Annotated in this window: 16 protein-coding genes; 8 read left to right on the forward strand and 8 right to left on the reverse strand. The window is 66.4% G+C overall.

The window, feature by feature from the left end; translation table 11 throughout:
- From APM_RS11265 to APM_RS11290, 6 genes are all read left to right on the forward strand, one after another.
- The coding region (locus tag APM_RS11265; RefSeq protein ID WP_007423504.1) for a nucleotide-binding domain containing protein at positions 1 to 280 on the forward strand (280 nt) is incomplete at its 5' end.
- Between the two features lie 133 nt (positions 281 to 413).
- Positions 414 to 1,463 (forward strand): 4-hydroxythreonine-4-phosphate dehydrogenase PdxA, encoded by a 1,050-nt coding sequence (gene pdxA / locus APM_RS11270; protein WP_007423505.1) that lies wholly within the window; start codon positions 414 to 416, stop codon positions 1,461 to 1,463.
- A gap of 101 nt (positions 1,464 to 1,564) precedes the next feature.
- On the forward strand, positions 1,565 to 2,656 hold the full coding sequence (locus APM_RS11275; protein ID WP_007423506.1) for a substrate-binding domain-containing protein: 1,092 nt from the start codon (positions 1,565 to 1,567) through the stop codon (positions 2,654 to 2,656).
- Between the two features lie 25 nt (positions 2,657 to 2,681).
- Entirely contained in the window at positions 2,682 to 4,256 is a 1,575-nt protein-coding gene (locus APM_RS11280) for a sugar ABC transporter ATP-binding protein (RefSeq protein WP_007423507.1), read from the forward strand.
- Positions 4,243 to 5,247 carry an ABC transporter permease gene (locus APM_RS11285; protein ID WP_007423508.1) on the forward strand — a complete coding sequence of 335 codons (1,005 nt, stop codon included), beginning with the start codon at positions 4,243 to 4,245 and terminating at the stop codon, positions 5,245 to 5,247. Before APM_RS11280 ends, APM_RS11285 begins: the two co-directional genes overlap by 14 nt.
- Positions 5,244 to 6,230 carry an ABC transporter permease gene (locus tag APM_RS11290; protein ID WP_007423509.1) on the forward strand — a complete coding sequence of 329 codons (987 nt, stop codon included), beginning with the start codon at positions 5,244 to 5,246 and terminating at the stop codon, positions 6,228 to 6,230. Before APM_RS11285 ends, APM_RS11290 begins: the two co-directional genes overlap by 4 nt.
- 46 nt (positions 6,231 to 6,276) lie before the next feature.
- Here the strand turns inward: APM_RS11290 and APM_RS11295 are convergent, their stop codons facing one another.
- The 4 genes from APM_RS11295 to APM_RS11310 form a co-directional block, all read right to left on the reverse strand.
- The gene (locus APM_RS11295) at positions 6,277 to 7,041 is read right to left on the reverse strand and encodes an amino acid ABC transporter ATP-binding protein (RefSeq protein ID WP_007423510.1); all 765 of its coding nucleotides are present in this window, start codon (positions 7,039 to 7,041) and stop codon (positions 6,277 to 6,279) included.
- On the reverse strand, positions 7,041 to 7,793 hold the full coding sequence (locus APM_RS11300; RefSeq protein ID WP_007423511.1) for an amino acid ABC transporter permease: 753 nt from the start codon (positions 7,791 to 7,793) through the stop codon (positions 7,041 to 7,043). The genes APM_RS11295 and APM_RS11300 overlap by 1 nt, the downstream gene beginning before the upstream one ends.
- A gap of 15 nt (positions 7,794 to 7,808) precedes the next feature.
- Positions 7,809 to 8,633: an ABC transporter substrate-binding protein gene (locus APM_RS11305; RefSeq protein WP_007423512.1), complete on the reverse strand. Its 825-nt coding sequence runs from the start codon at positions 8,631 to 8,633 to the stop codon at positions 7,809 to 7,811.
- Between the two features lie 373 nt (positions 8,634 to 9,006).
- Positions 9,007 to 10,182 carry an acyltransferase gene (locus tag APM_RS11310; RefSeq protein WP_007423513.1) on the reverse strand — a complete coding sequence of 392 codons (1,176 nt, stop codon included), beginning with the start codon at positions 10,180 to 10,182 and terminating at the stop codon, positions 9,007 to 9,009.
- 652 nt (positions 10,183 to 10,834) lie between these two features.
- Between APM_RS11310 and APM_RS11315 the strand changes: the two genes are divergently transcribed.
- Positions 10,835 to 12,349, forward strand: coding sequence for a multicopper oxidase family protein (locus APM_RS11315; protein WP_007423515.1), 1,515 nt, complete (start codon positions 10,835 to 10,837; stop codon positions 12,347 to 12,349).
- Between the two features lie 21 nt (positions 12,350 to 12,370).
- On the opposite strand, the gene APM_RS11320 is transcribed toward APM_RS11315, so the two are convergent.
- Together APM_RS11320 and APM_RS11325 are read right to left on the reverse strand one after the other, a co-directional pair.
- Entirely contained in the window at positions 12,371 to 13,345 is a 975-nt protein-coding gene (locus APM_RS11320) for a cation diffusion facilitator family transporter (protein ID WP_007423516.1), read from the reverse strand.
- Between the two features lie 32 nt (positions 13,346 to 13,377).
- The gene (locus APM_RS11325) at positions 13,378 to 14,085 is read right to left on the reverse strand and encodes a cation transporter (protein ID WP_039888373.1); all 708 of its coding nucleotides are present in this window, start codon (positions 14,083 to 14,085) and stop codon (positions 13,378 to 13,380) included.
- Between the two features lie 78 nt (positions 14,086 to 14,163).
- Here APM_RS11325 and APM_RS11330 point away from each other — a divergent pair, with 78 nt between their 5' ends.
- Positions 14,164 to 14,559: a helix-turn-helix domain-containing protein gene (locus tag APM_RS11330; protein ID WP_007423518.1), complete on the forward strand. Its 396-nt coding sequence runs from the start codon at positions 14,164 to 14,166 to the stop codon at positions 14,557 to 14,559.
- A gap of 31 nt (positions 14,560 to 14,590) precedes the next feature.
- Here APM_RS11330 and dmeF read toward each other — a convergent pair whose 3' ends face one another.
- Together dmeF and APM_RS11340 are read right to left on the reverse strand one after the other, a co-directional pair.
- Positions 14,591 to 15,889: a CDF family Co(II)/Ni(II) efflux transporter DmeF gene (gene dmeF / locus APM_RS11335; protein WP_007423519.1), complete on the reverse strand. Its 1,299-nt coding sequence runs from the start codon at positions 15,887 to 15,889 to the stop codon at positions 14,591 to 14,593.
- An 8-nt stretch (positions 15,890 to 15,897) separates the two neighbouring features.
- Positions 15,898 to 16,176, reverse strand: coding sequence for a metal/formaldehyde-sensitive transcriptional repressor (locus APM_RS11340; RefSeq protein WP_007423520.1), 279 nt, complete (start codon positions 16,174 to 16,176; stop codon positions 15,898 to 15,900).
- Between the last annotated feature and the right edge of the window lie 165 nt (positions 16,177 to 16,341).

Here is a 16,341-nt window from a genome sequence, read left to right on the forward strand (position 1 = left end):
CGAGGCCGCGCCGATGATCGCCGCGCGCCTGGCCGCGACGCTGCCCCGCCTGCCGCGGCCATCCGGTCTCGTCGTGATCGGCGGCGAGACGCTTGCTTCCGTCTGCGACGTCATCGGCGCCGAAGCCCTGTGCCTTGCCGGCGAGATCATGCCCGGCGTGCCGGTATCCCGGATCGGCGGCGGCCTCTGGGATGGCGTCGGGCTGATTTCGCGCTCCGGGGCCTTCGGCGCACCCGATTTTCTCGCCCGCCTGCTCGACGATCGCCTTGTCCCGTCATGACCGTCCGATGCCGCATCTTCAATGATGCAGGATGAACCGAGGCGTTTCAAAATCAATCATAAAACATGAGCGTTATTGACACCGAGGCGGCCGCGGCTCATGTTCGCGCCGTCACGAGACCGGAGGTGCATTGGTGGCCATTCCGCGTATTGCCGTCACGATGGGGGATCCGGCCGGTGTCGGCCCGGAAATCATCGCGAAGGCTGCCCTGCGCCTGAAGGACCGGATCGAGGCCGGCGAGCTTGCGCTGGTGGTGACGGGGTCCGGCCACCGCCTCGCCGCCGCTTGCGCCGGGTTGGGCATTGCCCAGCCTTTCGCGGCCGTTTCCGCCGATACCCCGCGCGAGGCGCTGCCGCCTTGTGCGCTGGTCGAGGTCGGGCCGGACGCCTCTGCCATCGAGCCGGGCAAGGTTTCGGCCGTCGCGGGCGAAAGCGCCTATCAGGCGATCGCCGCCGGCGTGCGCATGGCGATGGGCGGCCTGGTCGATGCGATCTGCACGGCGCCGATCAACAAGGAGGCGCTCAATCTCGCCGGCCATCATTACAGCGGCCATACCGAGCTGCTTGCCGATCTCACCGCCGCGCGGAATTCGGTGATGATGCTGGCCCATGGCAACATGCGCGTGAGCCATGTCTGCACCCATGTCGCGCTGCGCGACGTGCCGAAGCGCCTCACGCCCGAGCGGCTGCGTCAGGTGGTGGAACTGACGGCGGACGCGCTGAACCGGCTGGGCATCGCCCGTCCGCGGATCGGCATCGCCGCGCTCAATCCGCATGCCGGCGAGAACGGCCTGTTCGGCCGCGAGGATATCGACATCACCGCCCCCACCGTCGAGGATCTGCGTCGCGCCGGCCACGACGTGACCGGTCCGGTTCCGGGCGACACGATCTTCGTGAAACTGCGGGCCGGCCAGTTCGACGCGGTCGTCGCGATGTATCACGATCAGGGCCATATTCCGGTGAAGCTGCTGGGCTTTTCGGTCGATCCCACGACCGGCGAATGGCAGGCGCTCAGCGGCGTCAACGTCACGCTCGGCCTGCCGATCATCCGCACGTCGGTCGACCACGGCACGGCGTTCGACATTGCCGGCAAGGGCATCGCCAGCGAGCAGAGCCTGCTGGAAGCCATCGACTATGCGGTGCAACTCGCGCAAGGATCGGACCGGACCGCGCCCTCACCGTAACGCAACGACCCGCCACGGCGCGCCGGTCAGAGCGTGCCGATCGATGACAAACGGCCGGACGCGGGCTCTGCCCGGGCGGTCATAAAGGGAGGATAATATTGATGCGCAATACCATCGTTTCCGCAGTGGTCGCGGCCGGCATCCTGGCCGCGACGGGCACCGCCGCCGCCGATAACCTCGTGGCGCCGAAGAGCCTCGCCGCCTGCTTCGTCCCGCAGACGGCATCGACGCCGATGGTCAAGCTGAAGGCGAAGCACGGCCCCTACAAGATCGCCTTCAGCAACTCGTATTACGGCAACAACTGGCGCACCGAGATGCTGAACATCGCCCGCGCCTACGTGAAGCAGCCGGCGGTCGCGAAATACATCTCGAAGTTCGAGATCCAGAATGCCGGCAACAACGTCGCCCAGCAGGTCGCGCAGATCCGCCAGATGATCCTGGGCGGCTACAACGCCATCGTCATCGACGCCGCCTCGCCCTCCGGCCTCAACAGCGTCATCAACGAGGCGGTCAATCACGGCATCGTCGTCGTCGCCTTCGACAATACGGTGACGACCGACAAGGCGATCAACATCAACGAGGACCAAGCGGCGATGGGCCGCATGTGGGCGCAGTTCCTCACGAAGGAAACCGGCGGCAAGGGCAAGATCCTGATGGTCCGCGGCCTCGCCGGCACGACGGTCGATAACGACCAGGGCGACGGCGCCATGGCCGTGTTCAAGAAATCTGCGGGGCTCACGGTCAAGCAGGTCTATGGCAACTGGGATGTCGGGGTGAACCAGAAGGTCACCGCCGATGCGCTCTCGACCAGCCACGATGTCGCCGGCGTCTGGGGCACCGAAGGGGCCACCGGCGCGCTGCAGGCCTTCCTGCAGGTGAAGGCGAAGCTTGTGCCGATGACCAGCGAGTCGGATAACGGCTTCATGAAGCTCGCGGTCGAGCATCACGTCCCGGCGCTGGTCATCGGCCAGTCGCCGGCGCTGGCGGCCGCGGCCATCCGCGCGGCGATCGCCGCCCTCGACGGGCAGAGCCTGCCGCGCACCGCGAACATCCCGCTCAACCCGGTGACGACGAAGCAGATGAAGGCCGGCGTCAACTACTTCCCGAAACTGCCGAACAGCTTCGTCACCGATATCGACATCCCGCAATGCGGCGTGAAGATCCCGGTCGGCGCCGTGGTCCACGGCAGCTGAGCAAGGCGGAACGAGGGCGAGGCCGGTGCCGATTGCGGCTGACGGAGCCAGGCACGCGGGCGGCGCGGGTGCTGCTGCCGCGCCGACGCTGGCGGCAACCGGCCTGTCCAAGCGCTTCGGCGGCGTCGTCGCGCTGCGGCGGGCCGATCTCGCGCTCTACCCGGGCGAGGTTCACGCCCTGCTCGGCGCCAACGGCGCCGGCAAGAGCACGCTGGTCAAGCTGCTCGCCGGCATCGAGCAGCCGGATGACGGCACCATCGAGGTCGGCGGCGCCGCCATGCGCTTCGCCAGCCCGCACGCCGCCCTCGCCGCCGGCATCGCCACCGTGCACCAGGAACTCTCGCTCTTTCCGAGCCTGAGCGTTGCCGAGAACATCCTCATCGGCCAGGAACCGCTGCGCGGCGGGCACTGGATCGATGCCGCGGCAATGCGCGAGCGGGCGCGCGTCCTGCTGGCAATGCTGGGCGCGACGGATATCGACCCCGACGCGACCGTCGGCGATCTTCCGCTCGCCCAGGCGCAACTCGTCGAAATCGCGAAGGCGCTGTCGACCGATCCGCGCGTCCTGATCCTCGACGAGCCGACCTCCGCCCTCTCCATCGCCGAGGTCGAACACCTGATAACGGTCATCGAACGGCTGCGGGACCGTGGCACGGCGATCGTGCTGATCTCGCACCGGCTCGGCGAAATCGAACGCCTGGCCGATCGCGTGTCCATCCTGCGCAGCGGCGAGAAGGTCGGCGAGTTTCCGCCCGGCGATTTCAGCCGCGACAGGGCGCTGGCCCTGATGCTGGGCGAGGCCTGGCAGGAGCGCCAGACTGCCCGGCCAGCGGAAGCCTTTGCCGGTCGGGCGGACGACACGATCCTTCATGTCAGCGGCCTCACCCTGGCGCCGCATTTCGCCGATATCGGCTTCGACCTCCGCCGCGGCGAGGTGCTCGGCCTCGCCGGCCTCGAAGGGCAGGGGCAGAAGGAATTCCTGTTCGCCCTGTTCGGCCTGTTCCGCCGCGGGCTGGAGGGCGTTATCGAGATCGGCGGCCGGCGACTGCTGCCGCGCCGGCCCCGCGACGCCATCGCGGCGGGCATCGCCCTGATCCCCGACGACCGCAAGACGCTCGGCGGCTTCCTCGGCCTCAGCATCGCGGAAAACATCGCCATCACCGTGCTGGGTTCCCTGCGGCGGCGCCTCCTGATCAGCCGCCGCGCCGAGGCGGACCTGGTCGACGACCATATCCGTCGTCTCGGCATCAAATGCGCCAGCCGCGCGGTGCCGCTCGGCAGCCTGAGCGGCGGGAACCAGCAGAAGGTTGTGGTCGCCAAATGGCTGGCCCGGCGTGAACCCGTCTATGTCTTCTGCGACCCGACGCGCGGTGTCGATGCCGGGGCGCGCGGCGAACTCTTCGGCGTAATCCGCGAACTCGCCGCCCAGGGCACCGCCGTGCTGTTCTATTCCACCGACATTTCGGAGTTTTCGCTGCTGTGCAACCGCGTTCTGGTCTTCCGCGAGGGCCGCGTCGCCGGGTCGCTCGAAGGAGCCTCCATCACGGAACAGAACATCCTCGACCTGTCCTTCCACGAGGCCGCGCATGAAGCCGCCTGAAACCGCGCGCCCCGCCGCCCCCCGCCGGCGCGGACGGATCGAGAAGCATCTGGGGCCGGTGTCCTGCGCCATCGGCCTTGCCGTGGTGATCGGCCTCTATGCGCTCCGCCAGCCGCTGATCCTCTCGCCCTTTGGCCTCGCCAGCCTCGCCAACGTCTCGGTGCCGCTTGCCCTTGCCGCGATCGGCCAGACCATCGTGCTGCTCGGCGCGGGCCTCGATCTGTCGATCGGCGCCGAGATCACCCTGGTCAACTGCTTCGCGGCGACGACGATGCAGGGCAGCCCGCTCGGCATCGGCGGCATCGTCGTGCTGTCGCTGCTGATCGGCCTCGGGCTCGGCGCGGTGAACGGCCTGATCATCGCCTACGGGCGCGTGGAACCGCTGATCGCCACCTTCTGCACCTCGTTCATCTATGGCGGCGCGGCGCTGATCATCCTGCCGCGCCCCGGCGGCGCCATCCCCGCCGGCTTCGCCAACGCGCTGACCGGAAACTGGGGCATTTTGCCGTTCTCGCTGGTGTTGCTGGCCGCCGCCGTGCTGCTGGCCTGGCTTCCCGTCTTCCGCTCCCGCCTCGGCCGGTTCATCGTCGCGGTCGGCGATGACGCCGAAAGCGCGCGCGTCTCCGGCCTGCCGGTGCGCCGCGTCGAAATGACCAGCTATGTGCTGGCCGGACTGTTCGCCGCGATCGCCGCCCTGTTCCTCGCCGCCGAGACCACATCCGGCGATCCCACGATCGGCAGCATCTACACGCTCAACTCGCTCGCCGCCGCGGTGCTCGGCGGCGTCGCGCTGACCGGCGGGCGCGGCACGGCCATCGGGCCGATCCTCGGCAGTTTCCTGCTCTCGATCATCCTCAACGCCCTCGGCGTCTTCAACGTCTCCGCCTTCTGGCAGGATTGCATCGAAGGATTGATCCTCATGGTGGTTCTCGGCCTCGGCGGGCTGCGCCTGCTGCGCGGCGGCAACTGGCTCACGGTGCTGCGCCAGTGACGGCGCCCGGCAAGACGGCGCGCATCGGGACAGGCCCGGCGCCGTTCGCCGCCCGCCTCGGGCCGGCGGCGCGGCGCATGCTGCTGTCCTACCTGATCCTCCTTCTCGTTTATGGCTGCGCCGTCGCGGTGAATCCCGAATTCCTCGGCTGGGGCACGATGCGGCTGCAACTCGTGCAGGCGACGTTCATCGGCCTGATCGCGATCGGCGAGACCTTCGCCATCCTGATCGGCCAGATCGACCTTTCGGTGCCGTGGACCATCACCCTCTCGGCCATCCTGAGCACCAATCTCGCGGCGGTGTACGGCCATCAGTGGATCGCCTTCGCCATCGTCATGGCGGTCGGCGTCGCGGTGGGGCTGCTGAACACGCTCGGCGTGTTTGTGCTGCGGGTGCATTCGCTGATCTGGACGCTCAGCGTCAACCTGCTGCTCCAGGGCATCGCCCTCGTCTACACGAACGCCGTCGCGCCGACGACCCATATCCCCGGCGCCGCCCGCGCGCTCGCGCTCGGCAATGTGGGGTTCATGCCGGCGGCGTTCCTCGTCTGGATCGTCTGCGGCGCGACTTCCATCCTGGCCCTGCGGGCGATGCCCTTCGGCCGCTCGATCTATGCGATCGGCAACAGCCCGGCGGCGGCCCTGCTCTCCGGCGTGCCGATCGGACGGGTGACGGCACTGATCTTCGTTATCAGCGCGACATGCGCCGCCTTCGTCGGGCTGCTGCTGAGCGGATATTCGTCGCAGGCCTATCTCGGCATGGGCAACGACTATCTGCTCCCGCCGATCGCCGCCGTCGTCATCGGCGGCACCCGGCTGTCAGGCGGCGAGGGGGGCTATGCCGGCAGCATCGCCGGCGCGCTGACCGTCGTCCTGCTGCAGGCGATCCTGGTGACGCTGAACATTTCCGAAGGCGCGCGCCAGCTCGTCTTCGGCGCCATCCTGCTGGCGCTGGCATTGCTGTTCCTCAAGCGGCGGTCATAGTTGCCGCCGCCGCACTCCCATCGCGAGGCAGGGCGGGATTGAAGATCTAATGCCGGCAACCCAGCAGCGCCCGCGTCTTCGGGTGAACCGGCTGTTCGAACAGGACCGCAGGCGGCCCATCCTCGACGATGCGCCCGCGATCCATCACGATGATCCGATCCGCGACATTTCGCGCAAAGCCCATTTCATGCGTCACGATCATCATCGTCATGCCGTCCTGCGCCAGATCGCGCATCACCGCGAGCACTTCGCCCACCATCTCGGGGTCGAGCGCCGAGGTCGGCTCATCGAAGAGCATCACCGCCGGCTGCATCGCGAGCGCACGGGCGATCGCGACCCGCTGCTGTTGTCCGCCCGAGAGGGAGGATGGCATCGCCCTGGCCTTGTGCGAGAGGCCGACGCGTGCCAGCAGCGCTTCCGCTCGCGATACCGCTTCCGCTCGCGGCCTGCCGCGAACTTTCATGGGCGCGAGGATGATGTTTTCGATGACATCGAGATTTGCGAACAGGTTGAAGCGCTGGAACACCATGCCGACATCCCGTCGCTGCCGGGCGATGTTGACCTCGAGATCCTCCGCCAGTTTTCCGTTCTGCTCGCGGTAGCCGATCAGGCCGCCATTGACCACGATGCGCCCGCCCTCGATTTTCTCGAGATGGTTGATGCATCGCAGCAGCGTGGTCTTGCCCGAACCCGAGGAACCGATCAGGACCACGGTCTCGCCGCGGCGGACGCCGAAACTGACACGGTCGAGAACTTTCGTGTTGCCGAAACGCTTTTCCACGTCCTCGGCTTCGATCAGAAGCGGCTGCATCAGGCGGTTTCCGTCATCGGCTGGCTGATGGCGTCGATGGCGCTGTCGTCGGGCTGCCTGTCCATCCGGCGCTCGACCTGCGCCATCACGGCACCCCATATCGTGGTCAACGCGAGAAAATAGAGGGCAAGCACCGAGTAGAGCTCGAAGGTGCGGAACGTGGCCGAATTGATCGTCTCGGTGACCAGCAGCATTTCCGAAACGCCGATCACGCTCACCAGCGTCGAGTTCTTCAGCATGATGTTGAACTGATTGCCGATCGGCAACAAAACCACACGCAGCGCCTGGGGCAGCACGACATATCGAAGGATCTGCCAGGGAACCATGCCGAGCGATTTCGCCGCCTCGGTCTGGCCGCGATCGACGGCATCGATGCCGGCCCTGAATATTTCGGCCATGTACGCCCCTTCGTTCAGGCCCAGCGCGAGGATGCCGGCCTGCACATTGCCCGCGAGGGTGAGTCCGCCGAGATGGATGTCATGGAACCGGAGAATGCCGGCGGCCGCGAGTCCGGTATAGATGAAGACGATCTGCACCAGCAGAGGCGTGCCGCGCATCAGGAAGATATAGGCCCGCGCCGGCCAACGCAGGACGCCCATCTTCGACCGCCTTGCGAGCGCTGCGGGCAGACCGATCGCGAGCCCGATCGCCTGCCCCCCGACGCTGATCATGATCGTCAGCCAGAGCCCCTCAAGGAAGGCGCCGTTCGGCTCCAGCAGCTGATGCCAGAAATAAGGCCAGTCGAAATGCACCTCGATGCTCCGCGCTCAACCGGGCTTCAGCATGTCGATGCCAAGATTCCACTTCCGGAAGATGGCGGCATAACTGCCGTTCTTCATCATGTCGGCGAGTGCCGAACTGACCGCCTTGTGCAGCACCGCTTCGTTCTTGCGGATGCCGATGCCGGTGGCGATCTTGTAATAGGGCGGGCCGCCCAGCGCGAATTGTCCCGGCGCCTTGTGGATGTAATAGCGCGCGGTTTCGTAGGCGACACCGTAGGCGGCAACCTGGCCGAATTGAAGCTGCTGCAAGGCCTGCGTGTTTTCCGGAAACATCACGATATCGATCGGCTTCTTCCGCGCGCCTGCAAGTTCCTTGTTCGCTGCCTTCAGCAGCACCGTGGCCGTGGTGCCTGTGACCGTCGCAACCTTCTTGCCCGACAGACTTTCAAGCGAGGGAACGGCTCCCTTGCCTCGCTTCACGAGAACGGCCTCGTGCGAAATCATGTAGGGAATTTCGTCGATCACCTTGAGCCGTCCCGGCTTGATGAACAGCTGCGACATGATGATATCGCAGTGCGAGGCGAGCAGGGCAGGGATCAGCCCCGCAAAAGGCATGTTGATCCATTCGGGCTTCACGCCGAGATGGCTCGCGATGGCATCGCCAAGATCGATGTCCAGGCCAACCGGCCTGGTCTCCGCATTCATGAATTCCATGGGCGGCAGATTGACGGCGCTGCAGATGCGCAGGGTGCCCGATTTCTCGATACTCGCGGGCAGGCCCGGGGCCGCGGCATGCGCCGTCGTCAATCCCGCCAGCCCGGCTCCCGCCAATACCCCCAGGGCCGAAAACAGCGCTTTCATTCGAGTCATGATCGGTCTCCATTCGAAGCGGTTGATCTGGTGACAGGGCTGTCAGCACCGGCCCGGATGGATGAAAATTAGGCCGCTGAATGCGGCGCAACAAGACAAAAATACCAAAAAATATGCGTTTATAGAGCTATATGATCAAACAATAGCCAAATAACGAATAAACTCTATGCATACGAATTGAATATGAGCAACGCGAAGCCGGCTCACTTGTGCGGTGCGAAACGTGCCGCCGTGCCGTGCATCAAGCGAAGGCGCTGCCGGCAACACGCTCTGGCCCCTGCCATGACGCGGGTCCATTCTCATCGCGATGGTTGCATGGGGGCGCATCGTCCCCGTTGCCGGCGCCGGCGTGATCGATCCGCCGGCCGTCCCCCTATGCTGCGACCAGTTGCCGCAGGCTTCTGCGGGAGGGGTTTTCGACGTAGCGGTGAACGAGCGCGGTTGAAATGCCCAGGATTGCAATATAACCGCACACCGCCGCCGCACATTCGAGCGCTGTCCCGTGCGCGACATAGGCCAGGAGAAAGCGCGCGCCTTTTTCCACGGGCGCCTGCATCAGATAAAGCGAGTAGCTCGCGGCCCCAACAAGGACGAACGGCTTCGAGGAAGCGAGGCGTCCAATGGCATTTGCCCTCGAACTCGCGGCAAGGATGACAAAGGGAAAGACCAGCACCGGCATGAAGTCGGCAAGGCGGCTCTGGAGCACGAACATCGCTTCCGTGGCGACGATCATCAAGAGTATTGGCACGGTCCAGCGGATACGGCGCACCGGCACCACGTCGACGATGCGGCGCAGCAGGCACCCTTCCGTGAACTCGGCCGCCGCCCGCAGCAGCACCGGCCCTCCAAGGGTCACATTCATCGTGTGGCCAAATATCGTCGAATAACATGCCGCCAATGCAAACGGCAGCGCGACCGCTGCCGACATCACCAGACCATTGTTCAACTTCCGGAGGCCAAATGCGAGGAACGGGAAAAGGATATAGCAGAACATCTCCGCACTAACCGACCATGCCGGATAATTCCAATTGAGATGGTCGGTTAGTCCCCAACTTTGCAACATGAACAGATCGACCAGAAACTGGCCTGGTTCATAATTCCTCGGATTGAATGAGGGATCGCCCAGCGCAGGCCCCAGGACGACAATCACGACAAACAGCAGCATCGTGAAAAGATAGACCGGACAGAGGCGGGCGAGGCGAAGCCCGATGAATCGCCGGAATGCCGGCACCGTCGGCTGATGGAAATCGGCCGCATGGACATGCCAGATCACGAACCCGCTCAGTGTGAAAAACAGATCGACGCCGAGATAGCCGAGTCGGATCACCCGCAGCGAACCCGCCGGATAGAGGTATGCGAACGCGCCGAAACTGTAATGAAATCCGACAACCCATAGCGCCGCAAGGGCGCGCAATCCCGTCAGTCCTTCCATCCGATCCGACTTTGCCGGCCGTGTTCGGATGTCGGCATATCCGTCGGGAATTTCAGCCAGACCCGGCATCGGGACGGATACATCCGTCTGGCCGGAAAACAGCGCCGGCCGGGTCATCAGGCCCCCCTCGCGCACTGGCCCCGAACGGTGGCGAGCGCTCCGCGTCCAGCATCCCGCGACGTGTGGCGGGCGAGGGGCAATCCTGATCCTGGCTCAACCGGGACCTGCGCCGCCCAGGCCTCACCACGCCACGTCAGAACAAGGCGAGGCGCCAGGCGAAAAGCCCGCAACATTCCAGTTGCGGTGAGAAGCCGAAATGAAAGAATGATTCTATTCCAATATAAACGCACATCTGCTCCAATGTATTTATGACGATTTGGATTTAAAAGTGAGAAATAATGTTTCAAGTGTAAATAAATACATGTTGTTATATGCATTTTTAATATTCACGCCCGACGCGGCTCGTGACGATGAATTTTCTGTTGCCCACATGGCGTCGATCGTGTCGCCACGCACGCTCCGGCCGATCCGGTCAATCCGGAACCGCGACACCGCCCGGCCGGCCTCCCGCATGTCGTGCCCCGGTCCGCTGGCCGCAACATATCGCAACAACTGTTACGAAACAGATACGTTAAATATGGGAAATCCGAAATCCGGCGCCCTTCACACGCACCATCTGCCCGAGCAAATTTCGCGTTGACCTTCCCACGATGGAAGGCCCCATATCGCTCCCGCCACCGAACGCCGATCCCAGCCAGGAATATCGCCAATGTCCTCCCGCCTGACACGTCGCCTTCTTCTTGCCGCCGCCGGTTCCGCCGGTGCCGTTCCATGGGTTTCCGCGCAGGCCGGTCAGGCCCCTGCCGCGGCCGCGGGCGGGCATCGCCTGCTGGCCGGCACCCGCACCCTCGAGGTGAACGGCCGCGCGGCCCGGGTCTTCCGTCTCACCGCCGATAGCGGGCAAGCCGGGCTGTTCCTCGCACCGGGAGAGCGCTTCCGCGTCGATCTGACCAACACGCTCGACGAGCACACGATCATCCACTGGCACGGCCAGCTGCCGCCCTGGACCCAGGATGGCTTCCCCTGGCCGCAGACGCCGCCGCTGGCGCCAGGCGCGACCCGAAGCTACGACTACGCGCCGATCCCCGGCACCTACTGGATGCATTCGCATGACGGCCTGCAGGAGCAGAGCCTGATGACGGCGCCGCTGATCGTCCGCACCGCCGCCGAGATGCGCGAGGACCGGCAGGACATCGTGCTGATGCTGCACGATTTCAGCTTCAGGACGCCGGACGACCTTCTGGCCGGCCTGACGGGGGCGAAGCCTTCCGCCGTCCACGATATGGTCCGCCATGCCGAGAATGTCGCGGCGCCGGCCATGAACATGCATGGCATGGCCTCCGGCGGCATGGCGTCGATGTCCTCGGGCGACATGGGGCAGGGGCACTCCATGGGCGGCATGACCATGGATGTGAACGATATCGACTACGACGCCTTCCTCGCCAACGACCGCACGCTCGCCGATCCCGAGGTGGTACGCGTCGGGCGCAGCGGGCGCGTGCGCCTGCGCATCATCAACGGCTCGTCCTCCAGCCAGTTCTGGATCGATCTCGGGACCCTCAAAGGCAGGATCGTCGCCGCCGACGGTCATCCGGTTCACCCGGTCGCCGGCGCCCGCTTTCCGCTCGCCATCGCCCAGCGGATGGACATCCTCGTCGACCTGCCGCCCTCCGGCGCCTTTCCCATCCTCGCGCGTCTCGAAGCCTCGCGTCGCCGCACGGGCATCGTCCTGGCAACGCCGGGTGCGCGCATCCCCACGATCGCCGAAACCGGGCACGACAGGACGCCGCCGCTCGACAATGCGCTGGAAATGCGTCTCGCCGCGGCCCAGCCGCTGAGGCCGCGCAAGCCCGACCTCGTGCACCGGATCGAGCTGTCCGGATCGATGAAACCCTATCGCTGGGCGCTGAACGGCGACTATTGGCCGCATGTCACGCCGCTCATGCTCGAAGCCGGGCAGCGCGTGGAAATCGAGCTGGTCAATCGCTCTTCCATGGCGCATCCCATGCATCTTCACGGGCATGCTTTCCAGGTCATCGGCATCAACGGCAAGACGGTGAACGGCGCGGTCCGGGATACGGTTCTGGTCACCCCCCGGCACGGCCGCGTGCGGATCGCCTTCGATGCGGACAATCCCGGCCGCTGGGCCTTCCACTGCCATAACCTCTACCACATGGCGACCGGCATGATGACCGAGTTCCGCTATCGCGGGATCGCGGTCTGACGCAGGGGCCAGGCCGGAACTTCAGGACCGCGCCGCGGGGAGATGATGCCGCGAACAGTCCGTCGCGCACAGCGCGGCATCGGTCTCGATCTGCAGGGTGAGGTGGCCGATCCCGAAATTCAGCCGTATCGCCTCCGCGAGGCGGCCGGTGAAATCATCCCCGGGGTGGCCGCCGGGCGTCACGACATGCAGGGTCATGGCGCTGTCCGTGGTGCTCGTCGGCCACACATGCAGATCATGCACCGCCGATACTTCCGGCCAGTCCAGGACGAAATCGCGCAGCGCGGCGATATCGATGCCGTCCGGCACGCGGTCCATGGCAAGGGCGACCGAATCCCTGAGCAGCCCCCAGGTGCCGGCCAGGATGACGCCGGCGATGGCGAGGCTCGCCAGCGGATCGATGCGCTCCCATCCGGTCAGCAGGATCACGGCGCCGGCCACGACGACGCCGAGCGAGACGAGCGCGTCATAGGCCATGTGCTGGAACGCGGCGCGGATATTGATGTCGGACCCGCGCCCCGCGGCGAACAGCCAGGCGGTGACGCCGTTGACGACGATGCCGATCGCCGCGACGATCATGATCGTCGCCGTGCCGACCGGGGCGGGCTCGAACAGCCGCCGGATGGCCTCGACGGCGATGGCGCCGATGGAGATGAGCAGGATCGTCGCATTCATCAGCGCGGCGAGAATGGTGCCGCGCCCGAGGCCATAGGTATAGCGCCGGGAAGGGGACCGCTTCGCCAGAACCGCCGCCACCCAGGCCACGAGCAGGCCCAGCACGTCGCCGAGATTGTGGCCGGCATCGGCGACCAGCGCCATCGAATGCGCCGCGATGCCGGCGATCACCTCGCCGACGACGAACGCGGAATTCAGGATCGCCCCGATCGCGAACGCCGCCCCGAAATCCGCCGGCGCATGGCTGTGCCCGGGGCCGTGGGAATGGCCGTGATGGTCATGGCCGGCATGGGCGTCATGAGCATGATGATCGTGCGGCATGGATAACTCCTCCGAACCGGCCGGATGCCGGGTCAGCAACAGCAGGTGCCGGTCCAGGCTTCGCGGCCTTCCCTGACCAGGAACCAGACAACACCAAGTGATGTCGCGGCGTCCACCCACCAGGCGCCGGTGACCGCCTGAACCGCCAGGCCGATCACGACGACCAGCGAGAGATAGAAGCAGGTTATGCTCTCCATCGCATCGGCCCGCATCGCGCGGCTGCCGAGCGCATCGGCGACGGCGATCTTGCGCCGCGCGAGCAGATACATCACCGGCATCGCCGCGAGCGTCACCGCGAGGCCGGGCCAGGAGAACGAAGCGCCGGCCCGCGCCGCCAGCCTGAACGCCGCCATGATGACGACAGAGGCGGCAAGGGCGAACAGCAGCCCGCCGGCGAGCCGGCCCGCGAGGCGTTCCGCCTGCTCGCCGAACGCCTCGCCGCGGCGCAGCTCCACGTTCAGGCGCCAGATCAGCACCAGCGCGGAGGCGATCTCGATCACGCTGTCGATCCCGAAGGCGCCCAGCGCCACGCTGCGCGCCCTGAGCCCCGCCAGGATGGCCACCGTCGCCTCGATCGCCATCCAGCCAAGCGTTGCATATTCCAGCCGGAAGGCGCGCCCGATCAGCGCCGCCCTCTCCGCGCGCAGCGCCGGCGCCGGGCTCGTGCCGGCTGTCGGGCCGGCCGCGGCGCAGCAATGGTCCTGAAGCGTCGGCTCGATGGTGGCAGGGGCATCGTCCATGATCACAAAAGCCTCGACAACGGGGATCGCCGCGCCAATCTCGACCCTGTAGCCGCTACAGGGTCAAGGAGGTGCGATTTGCTCGGAATCGGCGAACTCTCCCGCAAGACGGGCGTCAGGATCGAGACGATCCGCTACTACGAGCGGATCGGCCTGCTGGCGCCGCCGGCCCGCACGGCGGGAAACTACCGCCGCTATCGCGAGACCGATGCCGGGCGTCTCCGCTTCATCCGGCGCGCGCGCGCCCTCGGCTTCCCGATCGACCGTATCGGCACGCTGCTCGCTCTGGCGGATCAGCGCGACCGCTCATGCGAGGATGTCGACGCGATCGCCCGCGACCATCTCGACGAGATCGATCGCAAGATCGCCGATCTCACCGCCCTGCGCCGCGAACTGGCATCGATGGTCGATGCCTGCTCCTCGCGCAGCATCGCCCGCTGCCGCATCCTCGGAGCCCTGGCGTCCGATCGGTGAGCCGGCGCGCCGCGCCCTCGCGTCCGTCCCGTCACGCCGATCGCGCATGGACCTCGACGGTCAGGTGCGAAAGCGACCTGAAGCGGGCGAGCTTCCGCTGGTAGTCGGCAGCGCCCAGCCCGCTCGCCGTCCGCACCGACAGGATGGCCCCCAGATGCCCCGGGCCGAGCCGCCAGAGATGCAGGTCCGCCAGTTCGTCGCCATCCGCCTCGATCGTCTCGCGCAGCCGCTGCGCGAGGCGGCGGTCGGGGGTCATGTCCAGCAGGATCGCGCCGGTGTCGCGGATCAGGCCGAACGCCCAGCTCGCGATGACCAGCGCGCCGACGATGCCGACCGCCGGGTCCATCCATCGCCAGCCGAAGGCGCGCGCCAGCAGAAGGCCGACGATCACCAGGATCGACACCGCCGCATCGGTGGCGACGTGGATCACCGCCGCGCGCATGTTGTTGTCGCGCCCGGTGGTTTCATGGGCGTGCTCGTGCTCGACGAAGTTCACGGCGCCGCTGGCATCGCCGATGGCAACGACCGCGGTGAATTCATGCGGCTCGGGAATTTCCTCGTGCGATTCCAGGTAGCCGTCGGCCGCCGTCATCGTGAAGGCCTGGCGCCGGCCGCCGGCGCGGATCGTCTCGATCGTCACCTCCCCGGCCGGCGGAAGCGCGCCCTCGTCGACGGCCAGGCGGAACCGCGGCGGCACGCCATCCTCGAAAATGCCGAGGCGCATGGCGGCACCGCCGATCGTCACGAGGTGCGTCTCGTCGTCATGGTGGTGGTCATCCCCGGCGTGTCCGTGATGATGCCCGTGCCCATGCCCGTGCCCGTGCCCGTGCCCGTGTCCGTGTCCGTGGGCATGGCCGTGGCTGTGGCCATGGTCATGCCCGCCGGCGAGAATGAGCGCGCTGACCACATTGACGACGAGCCCGAGCCCGGCGATCGGCAGGGCCTCGGCAAAATCGATCGGCACCGGCGCGAAGAACCGCCTGATCGCCTCGTAGCCGATCAGCAGGGCGATCATCGCCAGGACGATGGCGCTGGTGAACCCCGCCAGATCGCCGAACTTCCCCGTGCCGAAGCTGAAGCGCGGATCGCCCGCGTGCTTGCGGGCGTAGCGATAGGCGAGGGCGGCGAGCAGCAGGGCGCCGGCATGCGTGCTCATGTGCAGGCCATCCGCCACCAGCGCGATCGACCCGTACAGCGATCCGCCGACGATCTCCAGGATCATCATCGCCGTGCAGATCCAGATCACCCACCAGGTGCGGCGTTCGCTGCGCTCATGGTCGGCGCGCAGGAAAATATGGTCGTGCCCTGCGAAGGTCGTTTGATCAGACATGTCTTGCCTCACTTCAGATAGGCGCGGATCACGGCCAGGAGCTGCTCGGTCGCGTCGTTGTCCTGCGCGTCGGGATGGGTGTCCGCGTCCACGAGGTGCGAACGGACGTGATCCTCGACGACCTCCGCCATCAGCCCCGCGATCGCCCCGCGGACCCCGGCGATCTGCTGCATGACGGTCTCGCAGCCGGCCTCCGCCTCGAGCGCCCGCTCGATGGCCTCGACCTGGCCCCGGATCCGGCGGACGCGCGCCAGCAGCTTCCGCTTTTCACGAACGGTATGGGTCATCCGGCATCTCTAGCATACTCCCCCTCCCTATGACAGGGGGCGCAGCGCCGCCGGACGGCCCCGGCGCGCGACCGCCCTTGACATGGGTCAACGCGGGAACCGCCGGCCGATGCTATCCACCATGACCAGTATCGGCATCCGCGCGGATGCCGTTCCGGACACCCT

The sequence above is a fragment of the Acidiphilium sp. PM genome, from assembly GCF_000219295.1.
Lineage (GTDB): Bacteria > Pseudomonadota > Alphaproteobacteria > Acetobacterales > Acetobacteraceae > Acidiphilium > Acidiphilium multivorum.

Excerpts from the sequence above, each read along its gene's own strand:
- APM_RS11305 (WP_007423512.1), bottom strand. The coding sequence starts at position 8,633 with ATGACTCGAATGAAAGCGCTGTTTTCGGCCCTGGGGGTATTGGCGGGA.
- APM_RS11310 (WP_007423513.1), bottom strand. The coding sequence starts at position 10,182 with ATGACCCGGCCGGCGCTGTTTTCCGGCCAGACGGATGTATCCGTCCCG.
- APM_RS11320 (WP_007423516.1), bottom strand. The coding sequence starts at position 13,345 with ATGCCGCACGATCATCATGCTCATGACGCCCATGCCGGCCATGACCAT.
- APM_RS11315 (WP_007423515.1), top strand. The coding sequence starts at position 10,835 with ATGTCCTCCCGCCTGACACGTCGCCTTCTTCTTGCCGCCGCCGGTTCC.
- APM_RS11295 (WP_007423510.1), bottom strand. The coding sequence starts at position 7,041 with ATGCAGCCGCTTCTGATCGAAGCCGAGGACGTGGAAAAGCGTTTCGGC.
- APM_RS11340 (WP_007423520.1), bottom strand. The coding sequence starts at position 16,176 with ATGACCCATACCGTTCGTGAAAAGCGGAAGCTGCTGGCGCGCGTCCGC.
- APM_RS11325 (WP_039888373.1), bottom strand. The coding sequence starts at position 14,085 with ATGGACGATGCCCCTGCCACCATCGAGCCGACGCTTCAGGACCATTGC.
- APM_RS11285 (WP_007423508.1), top strand. The coding sequence starts at position 4,243 with ATGAAGCCGCCTGAAACCGCGCGCCCCGCCGCCCCCCGCCGGCGCGGA.
- APM_RS11275 (WP_007423506.1), top strand. The coding sequence starts at position 1,565 with ATGCGCAATACCATCGTTTCCGCAGTGGTCGCGGCCGGCATCCTGGCC.
- dmeF (WP_007423519.1), bottom strand. The coding sequence starts at position 15,889 with ATGTCTGATCAAACGACCTTCGCAGGGCACGACCATATTTTCCTGCGC.